Origin of the sequence: Mycobacterium heidelbergense, assembly GCF_050205645.1 — a bacterium.
GTDB lineage: Bacteria > Actinomycetota > Actinomycetes > Mycobacteriales > Mycobacteriaceae > Mycobacterium > Mycobacterium heidelbergense_A.
The window spans coordinates 157327-170659 of the sequence record NZ_JBNMQT010000001.1 but is presented as its reverse complement, the minus strand read 5'-3'; the positions used below and the strand labels follow the sequence as shown (position 1 = coordinate 170659).

Annotated in this window: 10 protein-coding genes; 8 read left to right on the top strand and 2 right to left on the bottom strand. The window is 61.2% G+C overall.

The annotated features are described in order from the left end of the window. Positions 1 to 142 precede the first annotated feature (142 nt). Complete coding sequence (locus ACQI5H_RS00780; protein ID WP_427077532.1) at positions 143 to 1411, bottom strand: glycosyltransferase; 1269 nt, start codon at positions 1409 to 1411, stop codon at positions 143 to 145. A gap of 204 nt (positions 1412 to 1615) precedes the next feature. Beyond that, the gene (locus tag ACQI5H_RS00775) at positions 1616 to 2557 is read right to left on the bottom strand and encodes a sulfotransferase family protein (RefSeq protein WP_427077531.1); all 942 of its coding nucleotides are present in this window, start codon (positions 2555 to 2557) and stop codon (positions 1616 to 1618) included. Between the two features lie 817 nt (positions 2558 to 3374). Here ACQI5H_RS00775 and ACQI5H_RS00770 point away from each other — a divergent pair. From ACQI5H_RS00770 to ACQI5H_RS00735, 8 genes are all read left to right on the top strand, one after another. Then, positions 3375 to 4883, top strand: a complete 1509-nt coding sequence (locus ACQI5H_RS00770; RefSeq protein ID WP_427077530.1) for an MFS transporter — start codon at positions 3375 to 3377, stop codon at positions 4881 to 4883. 1450 nt (positions 4884 to 6333) lie between these two features. Beyond that, a complete protein-coding gene (gene rfbF / locus ACQI5H_RS00765) occupies positions 6334 to 7107 on the top strand; it encodes a glucose-1-phosphate cytidylyltransferase (protein WP_427077529.1) in 774 nt (257 codons plus the stop codon). Then, on the top strand, positions 7095 to 8183 hold the full coding sequence (rfbG, locus tag ACQI5H_RS00760) for a CDP-glucose 4,6-dehydratase (protein WP_427077528.1): 1089 nt from the start codon (positions 7095 to 7097) through the stop codon (positions 8181 to 8183). Before rfbF ends, rfbG begins: the two co-directional genes overlap by 13 nt. Then, the gene (locus ACQI5H_RS00755; RefSeq protein ID WP_427077527.1) at positions 8180 to 8731 is read left to right on the top strand and encodes a dTDP-4-dehydrorhamnose 3,5-epimerase family protein; all 552 of its coding nucleotides are present in this window, start codon (positions 8180 to 8182) and stop codon (positions 8729 to 8731) included. The genes rfbG and ACQI5H_RS00755 overlap by 4 nt, the downstream gene beginning before the upstream one ends. After that, positions 8728 to 9951, top strand: a complete 1224-nt coding sequence (locus tag ACQI5H_RS00750; protein ID WP_427077526.1) for a class I SAM-dependent methyltransferase — start codon at positions 8728 to 8730, stop codon at positions 9949 to 9951. Before ACQI5H_RS00755 ends, ACQI5H_RS00750 begins: the two co-directional genes overlap by 4 nt. Further along, positions 9948 to 11057, top strand: a complete 1110-nt coding sequence (locus ACQI5H_RS00745) for a DegT/DnrJ/EryC1/StrS family aminotransferase (RefSeq protein WP_427077525.1) — start codon at positions 9948 to 9950, stop codon at positions 11055 to 11057. The genes ACQI5H_RS00750 and ACQI5H_RS00745 overlap by 4 nt, the downstream gene beginning before the upstream one ends. Further along, positions 11050 to 12084 (top strand): ATP-grasp domain-containing protein, encoded by a 1035-nt coding sequence (locus tag ACQI5H_RS00740; protein ID WP_427077524.1) that lies wholly within the window; start codon positions 11050 to 11052, stop codon positions 12082 to 12084. Before ACQI5H_RS00745 ends, ACQI5H_RS00740 begins: the two co-directional genes overlap by 8 nt. Then, complete coding sequence (locus tag ACQI5H_RS00735; protein WP_427077523.1) at positions 12081 to 13331, top strand: NAD-dependent epimerase/dehydratase family protein; 1251 nt, start codon at positions 12081 to 12083, stop codon at positions 13329 to 13331. The genes ACQI5H_RS00740 and ACQI5H_RS00735 overlap by 4 nt, the downstream gene beginning before the upstream one ends. Positions 13332 to 13333 lie beyond the last annotated feature (2 nt).

Here is a 13333-nt window from a genome sequence, read left to right as displayed (position 1 = left end):
CAAACAACGCAAAGGTAATGTGGTAATTATCCCTTGCAGGACAGGCACTTTCACTAACCCATGGCCCAAAATGTCCCGCCGCCCAACCATGTCGTGTGCCCAAGGCGTGTTATCCCGGCCGACGCCGGCCCACTGTCATCGATCAGGCAACGCGGCGCAAGCGGGCAAAATCTTCCACAAGATCGGCAGCGGCAACAACGCTTTCGCCGGGTTGGCTCATCCGGGTGGCGATTTCGCGGGCCCGCGCAACATAGTCCGGGGCGAGGATGGTCCGCAGGTCCGCGACCAGCGACTCGCGTGTAGTTCTCGAAAAACGCCGGGTGGCGCCCACTTTCAATCGTTTGACCGCGGCTCCGCAGAGGGTCTGGTCACCCCACGTCGATAGGATCAGCGTCGGGACTCCGGCGCGCAGACCTATGGCCGTTGTGCCCGCGCCACCATGGTGAACGACCGCGCGGCAGGCCGGAAAGGCGGCTGCATAATTCATTGTGCCCACCACCTTGACATGCTGGAAATGGGGTGCGTGGCTGAAATCAGTTGAGCCCGCACAAACCAACGCACGCTCGCCTAACTGCGCGCAGGCCGCACTGATCATGGCCAACGTGTCGGCGGGAGATTTGACGAGCGTGCTGCCGAAGCCGAAGAAAATCGGCGGTGTTCCCGCGGCAATCCACGATGCGGCTTCGTCATCGGCGTCCGCCGACAACCCCATCGTGAGCGCGCCGACAAAAGGCCGCATGCCATCCCATTTCTCCCATTCGGCCGCCAGCCCGGGAAAACACACCTCGTCGTAGGCCTGGATTTCCAGCGATCCACGCTCGGCGATCCGTCGACCCGCGGGTCCTGTGACCTTGGGCAACCCAAGCGCGCGGCGTTGCCCGTCCTCGAGCTTCTTCGTCATCGGCCGATCCAGCCACTCGTTCAGTACCATCGCGGAGCGGCCCAACGGCGCCGGCAGCATTGGAACGAGCCGGCCGTTGGGCCGCACCGGAAGGTAATGCAGCGTGGCGAACGGAATGTCGTAATACTCGGCGACATTGGCGGCGGGCTGCTCGCCGATCAGGGCGCTGAGTAGCAAGTCAGCCCCGTCCGCCAGCGATGTCAGCGTCGCGCTCGTCTCCTCCCAGCACTGGGCAAACAGCTTCCAATCTTCGCGTCCCAACCTGATCAGATCCTCGACCTTCCAGAAGTTGTGGACTGCTCGCGTCACAAAGTCGCGGTGCAGGTCCTGCCACTTCCGCGCATCCGGCCCACAAGCGACCGCCGCAAGCCCACTGGACTCGGCGAAGCCAACCAGGTCGGGCGGGACAGCCAGCTGAACTTCATGCCCTCGGCGCACCAGCTCACGGCCGATGGCGGCGCAGGGCTCGACATCGCCACGCACCCCATAGCCTGAAAGCACGAATTTCATCGCGGACCTTAGCCTTTCGGTCATTGTGCGCGTTCTGCGAAATGAAAGCCGCAGCATCCCGTAACTGAGCCCAGCCGCCCGGCAGCATAACTCGAATACCCGCGCGACCAACTGAAATTCGGAATCGAGCGCGAGACTTTTTGTCAACGCAGCACGGCAGACCGATGAGTCATACCGATCATCGTGTCGACGTTAGTCGGGCGGCTACGCCCAAGTACCGCGGCGCCCGTGAGCCAGCGCGCTGACCTCCATGATCAGCTTAAAGATGGATGGCCGGATGAGTCGGTTGAGCTTCTGTAGCCGGCGGAAATCCTCGAACACCGTTCGGAAGCCATGTGCGCTCGCCCGGTACGCCTCGAAAGCGAGATCCAACGCAGAAGGATCCCATGGTTCGTCGCGCGCGGCCGCGCCCAGGGTTTCATAGACAGCGGAAACCCAGTCTGTGCCGAAGGGTTCTGTTACTGGGCCGCAGTGGCGCTGGCGACGCAGACCTGGATTGAGAAACTCGTCGACTGCGCCCTCATCCCGCGTGCTGAGATCGATGCCGAGCGCCGCGGAAATCCGCTTTACTTCCCGGCGCCAGTCATCGAGAACGTTGGCGTACTCGACGAACACGCGCGGCATGCCGCGCGTGCGCCGTTCGGCCAGCAAGTTGAATTTCAGCCACAACGCACTCGAGAGATCCGGCGAGGCTGAAATCTGCGCCGCCACCGACGCGATGACCTCCTGCGGATGGCGCACCGCAATCACGGTCATGATGTCAAATCCGGTGAGACGCGCCGCGTCGAACCACATACCAGACAGCAGGGTTATCCTCGGGTCCTTGATGACCACGAGCGGCGACGCGGGCAAGGTATTGAGATACGCCGCGATTTTGGCAACACAGGCTGCCCTCGCTTTGCCATCCAACGCAGCTTCCTCCTGCAGGTGCAGGAGGGGGTCGAACATGGTGCTGTCGTGCCGACACAGGATTGCTTCGTTGAGGTAGTTGGCTTTGCGCGGTTCGAAGTAGCCAAGTGGATTGTCGGCCATGGCGCCCACCAACCCAGGCGGGAGCGTGCCACCGCAAAGCGAGAGAAGTCGGGTGAGCGCAGTCGTCCCCGAGCGGTTCATGCCCAACACGAACAGAACGACCGGGCGGGCCACCGTCCCATTCTGCGCGGGAACGGCTGTCAACTGCGGTCCTTACATTGGCGTGTCAGCCTGCCGGTATCGTCCCCGCAGCTGTTGGGTCTCGCACGCAACCGCCGGTGGTTTCGGACATCTAGCACGGGTCCGCGCGAGCTGGCGCTGGCGAACAGTTTGCGGCCGATCCGATAGCCGCCGGAATGAACACCGCAGGGAAACGACATCTGCTTCTACGCCCTCCATGCTTGGTGACATTCGGCCTGGAGTAGGTCGCACCCCTAGACCGACATACCGACATATATTGAAATGCGCGGGTTACATACTGATTATCCATAAGTAAACACTTAAACGGGGTGCTAGTTATGAGAGAAGCCTGAAAGGATCCACCACTCCAACGACGAACACGCGCGCGCGGGCAGCATCTGGCAGCACCCGCTATGGGCGGTCCCGTGGGTGCGGTGCCCCGGGAAACGCCCGGTGCCGGGTGATTACGAGTGGAACCGCACGCACTGCAGACAGATCATCAACACCGAAGTCGGCGACAATGGAGGCGATGACCCACAGGCCTCTGGAATCCGGGGACTAGTCGTATCGGATGTATCACCAAGCGAAGCCCGCTACGCAAACATAAAGACATGATCGCGTGATGACCGATTCGCAGGCAGGCCAAGTACCGTGGTCGTTGCGTGAGGAGCTCGAACCGCACGAGCATGCCTATCTGGTCGTTCTCCGGTTAACGATTCATAAAATGCGGTAGCGTCCCGCGATGACGGCTCTAACGATGCAGGGCTGACAGAATCCACGAGACGACAGAACGGGTGGAATGAGCGACCCCATGCCCATCGAATCGACCACGCTAGGCCATCCGACCAGTGACTTGCCGACCGGCCTGCCGTCTCGCCGGTTTATCACCGCAATTGTCACCCTGGGCGGCATGCAGCTGATGTCGCTGATGAACGGCACCATCACGATTGCGGCGCTCCCGAAGATCCAGAACGAGCTCAACCTGTCCGATGCCGGGCGAAGCTGGGTGCTCACCGCCTACGTACTGGCCTACGGCGGCTTGATGCTGGTGGGCGGTCGCATCGGTGACACCATCGGACGCAAGCGGGCCTTCATCGTGGGGGTCGCGCTGTTCACCTTCACCTCCGCGGTATGCGGCATCGCCCGCAACGGAGGCACTCTCATCGCGGCCCGGCTGCTGGAAGGCGTTGCGGGCGCGATCATCGCACCGACCACTATCGCGCTGGTTGCGACCACGTTCCCCAAAGGGCCGACACGCAACACCGCGATGGCGGTGCTGGGCGCGATGGCCAGTGTTAGCTCAGTGCTCAGCCTGGTAGTGGGCGGCGCACTCGCCGACGTGGCGTGGCGACTCGTCTTCATCGTGAACGTGCCGATCGGACTGCTGGTGATTTACCTTGCCCGTACCGCGCTGCGAGAAACCCAGTTGGAGCGGATGAAGCTCGACGTCACCGGGGCGGGCCTGGCCACGCTGACCTGTATCGCCGCCGTCGTCGCCATCTCGATGGGCCCCGAGAAGGGCTGGCTGTCGGCCCCGACGATCGGTGCGGGTGTGCTGGCACTGGGTGCTTTCGTAGCCTTCGTCGCAGTGGAGCGCAGCGCCGCGAACCCCATCGTGCCGCTTGACTTGTTCTTCGACCGCAATCGGCTGGCCACCTTCGCCACCATCTTCCTCGCCGGCGGGGTGCTATTCAGCCTGACCGTGCTGGTCACCCTGTATGCGCTGAACATCATGGGCTACAGCGCACTGCGCGCCGGCATCGGCTTCATTCCGTGCGTCCTTGCGGCGGGTGTCGGCGCCATCGCGTCGTCAAAACTGGTGACGCGGTTTCCACCGCGGGTCCTGGTCATCGCCGGTGGCAGTCTCCTGGTAGCCGTGATGCTCTACAGCTCGACCTTTCACCGCGGCATCTCCTACTTCCCGCACCTGGTGATCCCGCTTGTCGTGGGCGGAATCGGCATGGGCCTGGCCAACCTCCCGCTCGGGCTGTCGGTGATCGCCAACGTTGGGTCAGACCGGATCGGACCCACCTCCGCGATCTCGCTCATGCTGATGGTCCTTGGCGGCCCGGTGGTTATGACCGTCATCCAGGCCGTCGTCACGTCGCACACGCTGTCCCTAGGCGGCACCAACGGGCCCGCGAAGTTGATGAACCCTGCCCAGCTGCATGCGCTGGATCAGGGCTACACCTATGGCCTGCTATGGCTCGCCGGGGTAAGTGTCCTAGTCGGCGCCGTGGCGCTGTTCATCGGCTATACCGCCGAGCAGGTAGCTCAGGCGCAGCAACTCAAGAACTCCATCGACGCCGGACAACCGTAGCCAATACTGAACTCGGGCAACACCGGCACTCCCCCGTGTCCTAAGCCCGCGCAAGACATCGCGTCGCGCCGCAACTGCAGGTCGATAGATCCACGACAATCCCTTGCGAAACAGGCACTTTCGCTAACGCAAAGGTGGGTGTCCGGTCAGCCAACACGCCGGAAGCGGACGGCGTTTTCCATAAGATCGGCGGCGGCCGCCACCTCTCGGCGGGTTTGCCCATCCAGACGGCGATCTCGCGAGCCGCGCGACCCATTGCAGGCAAGGATGGTGCGCAGGTCCGCACCCATGGGGCCCCGCGCTGGCCGCGCGGCCGCGACCTTCCGCACTACGACGAGTCGCGCCTCGATCTCCCCGACCAAGCTTGAGCTGGAGTTGCCGGCGGGCCGGACGATTTGGTCCTCGAATTGCCCTTGGTGCGCTATGGTGCTGAACGGTGGACGAACTCCTAGACGACCGAAAGAACGTCGCCCAGTGTCAGCCGTAGACGCTCACCGTATCGTTGGCCGAGGACTGCTGGATTTCCGGGCGCGCACCCTAAGAAGCCACAGTGCGAAGTCTCCAATAGACAACCATCCGAGGGCTGAGCCACACCAATGATCCACAGGTTCTGCATTAGTCATAAGAAGCCGTTGTTGCCAGAGAGTTGGTACGACGATTGCATCTCACTTGGAGATTTCCAATCCGACTCTGCACTTCACGTAAGACAGCTCGATCAATTTTGGCACGATGCTAGACCAATTGCATATGGCGCCGCAGGAACCGCCGTCTTGCCGATCGCAATCGAGAAACTCTCCACCTCTCCGAAGCTCATTGAAATTTCGTCCTACAGGAAGAGAATACTTCCTTCCGCGGAGGGGACACCGACCGTACTGTACCAAAGGGATTTGAGCCTTGGGAACTCCGGAAGGGAGGCCGAGTTATCGGTATTCACGCCTAGAGCCGGCCTTGAATTTCTGGTTGCACAGCCTCTATACTTTGAAAACTCGATTCTCGGGCACTATACGTTGTGCCATCACCGTAGGGATATTCTGGACTACACGTCGCTAGCTATTGAGCTGGGCGTGCTGGATTCCGATTCTGCAGCGGAATTGTTGGCCGCAAAGCACTTCATTCCTGGAGGCATAGAATTTGGGATCTACCCGAAGTCATGGTTAACACATGCGTTGTCACGAATCGAGCGCGTCAGCAAAGAATTCGTATCCCGTCATGGCAATCGCCTGAAAACATATGACATATATCAGATACGAGCTATCGGATTCCTCTCCGAGAGACTCGGGTCCTATCTTCTCATTCGCCACCTTATGGAAAAGTATTCAAACAAGATTCCGGCCGATATATTTGGGCATATAACGGTGCTAGCGGAGGCTAACTCGAGCTACTCAGAGGGGTTAGCAGATCGGCCGAGAAAAAAGTCGAGCTGGGACCATCCCCAACATAACCGGGCCTCATGAAAGCCGTATTACTGGCCGGTGGCGCGGGTACTCGCATCCGGGAGGAAACCGTCATCCGCCCAAAACCTATGGTGGAAATCGGCGGGCGGCCCATTTTGTGGCATATCATGAAGCTTTACTCCCATCACGGTATTAACGATTTTATCGTTTGCTGTGGCTATAAGGGCTACGTGATCAAGGAATACTTCGCAAACTATTTCCTGCACATGTCGGACGTAACTTTCGACATGTCCGTTAACCGGATGGAAGTGCACGAGCGCCACGCAGAACCTTGGCGAGTAACGCTGGTGGACACCGGTGACGACACCCTGACGGGCGGGCGTCTCAAGCGAGTGGCAACCTACCTCGACGATGAAGGGGCTTTTTGCTTCACCTACGGTGACGGGCTCAGCGACGTGAACATAGGCGCGAGCATCGAATTCCACCATCGACACGGCCGCCACGCCACCGTTACCGCGGTGCTACCCCCGGGGCGCTATGGAGCCATCGAGTGCACGGGCGACCGGGTTACAGACTTTGTAGAGAAGCCACGCGGCGACGGCGGTTTCATCAACGGCGGATTTTTCGTCTTGTCGCCCGCGGTACTCGATTACATCGACGGCGACGGGACCTCCTGGGAAGGTTCGCCCTTGACCCGTCTTGCCGCCGACGGCGAAATGATGGCATTCCAGCACTCCGGCTTCTGGCAACCTATGGACACGCTGCGAGACAAGAACCTGCTCGAAGAACTGTGGAGTAGCGGCAAAGCACCGTGGAAATGCTGGCACTGAACGCTTTCGGCACCGCATATCGGGGGCGCCGGGTCCTCGTCACCGGCCATACGGGCTTCAAAGGCAGCTGGTTGTGCCTCTGGCTGCACCGACTAGGTTCCGATCTCACCGGCCTTGCATTGGATCCGTCTTCCGAGCCCAGCCATTGGGACCTGTTGAAGCTACCAATCAACGATCTTCGCATCGACATTCGCGACGAAGCGGCAGTACGCAGGGTCTTCACCGCGGAACGACCGGAGATAGTTTTCCACTTGGCTGCCCAGCCGTTGGTCCGTCGGTCCTACCGCGAACCAGTCACGACATGGGCCACCAATGTGATGGGCACGGTGCATCTACTCGAAGCCGCTCGTCAGACGCCAAGCGTGCGTGCCGTGTTGGTAGTCACAACTGACAAGTGTTATGAGAATCGTGAATGGCCTTGGCCCTACCGAGAACGGGACCGGCTCGGGGGCCACGATCCCTACAGCGCATCGAAGGCGAGCGCCGAGTTGGTGGCCGCGAGCTACCGCTCTGCATTCCTGCAACAGCCGTCGGCCCCGCTGCTCGCAACGGGCCGGGGCGGCAATGTAATCGGTGGTGGCGACTGGTCCGAGGACCGATTGATCCCCGACGTGGTGCGTTCTCTGGTCGCGGGCGATCCGCTAGTCATTCGCTCGCCGCACGCAACACGCCCCTGGCAACATGTGCTCGATTGCCTCAGTGGGTATCTGCTATTAGGCCAGCGGCTCCTCGCGGGTGATGCCACTTCTGCCGATGCTTGGAACTTCGGCCCGGATGGCGAAGGAAACCGCTCAGTTGAGCAGGTACTCGGCGGCCTTGCCCGGACGTGGCCACAGGTTCGGTGGCAGGTAACATCCACTCCTCAGCCACACGAGGCGGGCTTGCTGCAGCTCGACACTGCGAAGGCGAAGATGCATCTGGGCTGGCGTCCTGTGTGGAATCTCGAAAAGGCAGTCCACCACACGGCCGACTGGTATCGCCAGTGGCTGGAACTGGGCGAAGTGCCGAGTGCCGACCAGCTGGGCGCTTACATAAGCGATGCAGCGGCATCAGACCTGGCTTGGGCAACGGCATGAAGATCCTCGATACGCCAATACCCGACCTCAAGCTCGTGCGGTCCGTGCCGCAGCGCGACGCCCGCGGCGCGTTCATTCGCCTCTTCTGCGCCAAAGAGCTGGGATCCATCCTGGGCGACCGCCAGATCGTGCAGATGAACCAATCCAGCACCAGCCACGCCGGGGCCGTGCGCGGCATGCATTTTCAACAACCGCCGCACGCGGAAATGAAGATGGTCCGCTGCCTTCGCGGCCGGGTCTGGGACGTCGCGGTCGACCTGCGGGCGGGATCCCCCACATTTCTGCAGTGGCACGCGCAGGAACTGACACAAGACGAAACGCAGATGCTGGTCATCCCGGAAGGTTTCGCCCACGGCTTCCAGGCCTTGGAACCCAACAGCGAGTTGCTCTACCTGCACACTGCGTTCTACCACCCACCCGCCGAGAGCGGGCTACGTTACGACGACCCGCGGCTCGGCATCGCCTGGCCGTTGCCTCCACAGGACCTTTCGCCTCGTGACCTTTCGCATCCGCTACTGGGTGCCGAATTCACCGGCGTCGAATTATGAGGTGCCGGCACTGCGGCACGCCACTGCAGCAGAATTTCGTGGACCTGGGCTTCGCTCCCCCCTCCAACGCGTATCTGCACGCCGAGGATCTGTCCAACCCGGAGGTGTATTACCCGCTGCGGGTAAAAGTGTGTGACCGGTGTTGGTTGGTGCAGACGGAAGACTATGCCCGCGCCGAGGAACTGTTCAGCGCCGACTATGCCTACTTCTCCAGCACCTCGAGAAGTTGGCTCGACCATGCGGCCGACTACGTGCGCATGATTACCGAGCGGCTGCGACTCGGGCCCGACAACCTTGTCATTGAAGTGGCTTCCAACGATGGCTACCTATTGAAAAACTTTGTGGCAGCGGGCATTCCCTGTCTAGGTATCGAGCCGACAGCGAGCACCTCCGCGGCCGCCGAAGCGCTCGGCATCCCGGTCAGACGGGAATTCTTCGGCGAAGCCTTAGGGCGCAGGCTGGCCGATGAAAACTGTCGGGCGGATCTGATTGTGGGCAACAACGTGTACGCCCACGTGCCCGATATCAACGACTTCACCCTTGGATTGGCCAGCACGCTCAAGCCCGAAGGCACCGTCACGTTGGAGTTTCCACATCTAATGCCGTTGATCAAGCTGACCCAGTTCGACACCATCTATCATGAGCACTTCTCGTACCTGTCGCTCACGACTGTGGCACGCATCTTTGCCGAGGCTGGATTGCGTGTGTGGGATGTGGAGGAGTTGCCCACTCACGGCGGCAGCCTGCGTGTGTACGGCTGCCACACTGGGGCTGCGATCGCCTCTGCCAACCGCGTCGAAGCGCTCCTAACACGTGAGGAGCGGTTTGGGGTGACCCGGCGTGAGACCTACGCCGAGTTCCAGAAGCGTGCCGACCGTATGAAGGATGATCTCTTGGCCTTCCTGATCGAACAAAAGCGTGCCGGCCGGCGCGTGGCTGGCTACGGTGCCGCGGCGAAAGGTAATACGTTCTTGAACTACGCGGGCGTGAGGCGCGACTTGCTGCCATACGTCTGTGACGCCGCGGTGTCCAAACAGGGAAAGTTCATGCCAGGAAGCCACATTCCCATCCGCTCACCTGAGGCACTGCGCGAGAGTCCGCCGGACTATGTCGTCATACTGCCGTGGAACATCGCCCACGAAGTGCGGGCCCAATTGGCCGATCTCGTCCACAGCGGCACACGTTTCGTGACGGCGGTTCCGGAATTGAGCGTCCTATGAAGCCCCGCATCCCTTACACCAAGCCATCAATCACCGACCTCGAGGTGCGCTACGCCACCGACGCCGCGGCAAACGGCTGGGGCGAGCGTTGCTACGAATACATCGAGCGCTTCGAGAATTCCTTCAAGGCACACCTGGGGGTCAGGCACGCAATCGCCACGTCGAGCTGCACCGGCGCGCTGCACATGGGCATGGCCGCACTCGGAATCGGTCCGGGCGACGAAGTCATCATGGCCGATACCAACTGGATCGCCACGGCGGCGCCCGTCGTTCACCTCGGAGCTAGGCCTGTATTTGTCGATATCCTGCCCGACAGTTGGTGTATCGACCCGGAACTGGCCGAAGCCGCCATCACCCCACGCACCAAAGCCATTGTCGCGGTGCACTTGTATGGCAACGTTTGCGACATGGACCAGCTCTTGGCAGTAGGGCAAAGGCACGGTATCCCAGTAATCGAGGACGCTGCGGAGGCCATCGGTTCGATATACCGCGGAAACCGCGCCGGCTGCATGGGGCGCTTCGGGACCTTCTCTTTCCATGGCTCAAAGACGATCACCACCGGTGAGGGCGGCATGTTCGTTACCAATGACGACGACCTCTATGAGAGAGTGCTCACTCTGAGCAACCACGGCCGCGCACGCAGTCAGACGAAGCAATTCTGGCCGGATGTAGTGGGTTTCAAGTACAAAATGTCGAACATTCAGGCAGCCATCGGTTGTGCACAGATGGAGCGGATCGATGCACTAGTCTCGCGAAAGCGAGAGATATTTCGCGCATACAACGATGGGGTGGCCGGCGTGGCGGGGGTATCTATGAACCCTGAGCCGCCAGGCACGCGAAACGGATTCTGGATGCCGACGGTCTTGTTCGACGAGTCGACGAGGCTTACATCTGAGCGCATTACGGGGGCCTTCGCGGCTGAGAATATCGATGCCCGGGTCTTCTTTCATCCGCTGTCTGCAACCCCACCGTTTGCCGGATCGTCAGGAGGTAGCTGGGCGCACGATATCGCCAACCGCGCGATCAACATTCCCAGTTTCAACGACATCACCGGGGTTGAGCAGTGCCGGATCCTGCAAGTTGTCCGGGAGCTTTCCATTGCATGACAAGAGCCCGCGAGTACTGATTGCGGGTATCGCAGGTGCTTCCCTTGGGACGGAGATCGCCAAGGCGCTACACCACGCTGGTGGCTATGACGTTCTGGGATGCGACATTTCGCCACTCGCGTTCGGTCACTACGATTTGCGCTTCGCTGCGACTTTCCTCGTCCATCGCGAGGGCTATGCCCGAAATCTGCTAGACCTTTGCCTCCGCGAGCAGGTCGATTGCATCGTCCCGGGCGGCGACGAGCCCGCGATCCTCATCGGCAGAGACCATGAGCTGTTCGCGCGCGCCGGAATACAACTGGGCCAGAACAATCCGCAGCTTACCGAGCGACTTGCCCACAAGGGCAACTGCTTCGAGATCCTTGCCAGTGTCGGCGTCAGAACGCCCCGGACGCGAACCGTCGATCCGGGGAACGATATCGCCGACTTCCCGATGCCGTGCATCGTAAAGCCAGCGGTCGCGAGCGGCGGCAGCGTGTTCGTGTTCTTCGCTAGGAGCCGCGAAGAAGCACGCCTCTACTGCACGTACCTCCACAACAACGGCCTGACCCCGCTGATTCAGGAGTACCTGCCGGAGGACGGAGGCGAGTTCACGGTTGGCGTTCTCTCGTTACCCGACGGCAGCTGCGCGGGCGCGATAGCCCTCAAGCGGGCATTTCACAGCAAACTATCCGTCTCAATGCGTGGCCCGGACTTCCTCATCTCCAGCGGCTACAGCCAGGGTCTGATCGAAAACTATCCAGCCATCTGCCAGACCGCCGAATTGATCGCCCGGCGCCTCGGCAGCACCGGTCCCTTGAACATTCAGGGGCGCATCGCCGCCGACGGTGCCTTCGTCCCGTTCGAAATCAACGCCCGGTTCTCCGCCAGCACTTACTTGAGGACACTCGCGGGTTTCAACGAGGTGGATTGGTACATCCGACACCTGCTCGGACTTGAGCCGAGGTCCATGCTCGGCATCACGCCAGGCTGGTACCTGCGAAGCTTAAGCGAGGTCGCCGTCCCGCTGTCGAAGGTGGTCGAATGATCCGATGGATCGTCGCGGACCGGCTGGGGACCGCCCCGGGTGACAATGTGGCGGGCGACCGACCGTTTCACGTCGTTGATACGAGGGCCATGGTCGACAAGCGGGGCAACTCGGCCGATGACCTGATCGGCAAGGTCCGGGAGGGGGTGGAGGAGCTCAGGCGCGGCGGCTCGGTGGTGGTCGTCTGCGATTTCGGGGTGTCGCGCAGCAATACGATCGCAGCCGGGATTCTCGCCGAGTGGCACGGTATCGATCTGGATACGGCTGTGGCCCAAGTCATTTCAGCAACCGGCGAGAAGGCCATCAAGCTCGAGATGGTCAACTCGCTGCGTGCGGCTTTGCACAAGCCTTCTGCGTCGGGCCGTCACGACGGCATCCTCGTCACCGGCGGCGGAGGCTTTCTGGGCGCCGCCCTGCGCGATCGCCTCGCGAAGTCACACCGTGTTGTCGCGCCCGACCGCACCGCGGTCGACCTGCTGGGCCCCGTCGTAACCCTCGACCGCTATTGCCGCGACAACGGAATCCAAAAGATCGTTCACCTCGCCTACCCGCGCATCTACACGAACAACGACGCCATGGGCCAAAGCCTAACGATGCTGCGGGGCGTTCTCGACGTCTGCAAATCGCTCGGAATCCACCTCTACTTGCCCTCCGGCGCGGTGGTGTTCTCGGCCTACAGGTCGAGCTCGATGGTTGCGGACGTCAATACGACGACGCGCCCTCGGGGCATATACGGCGAGACAAAATTCCTCGAGGAAGCCCTCGTTCAGAATGCGCGCGCCAATGGTGAGGTCGACTCCACTATCGTCCGAATCTCTCCCACTTTCGGCCCTCAGAGCTTGCGGCCACGCTTGATAGGGTTCGCGCATCGGCGCCTGACGGAAGGACGACCGATCGTGACCCATCGCTATCGCAACGGGTTGCCCAGCCTGCAATTGCTCTACGTCGATGATGCTGTCGCCGGGCTTGCCAGCATCATCGAAAAGGGAGGGACCGCTCCCATCTACCACCTGGGTGGCGATTCATCGTATGAACCGCGCGAAATCATCGGCAAAATCGGCGAGATAGTCGGGTGCCGTGCGGTGATCGAAGAGACCGAAATCATTGACGACATCGCCAACGTCTTCCTTGACTGGTCATCAACGGAGGCGGAACTGGGCTGGCGGCCGACGACCACCCTAAGCGATGGGCTGCGCCGCACACTTGTGGACGCGGCCTGTCCCGAAAATTCAGACAGGCAAAGGTGAGT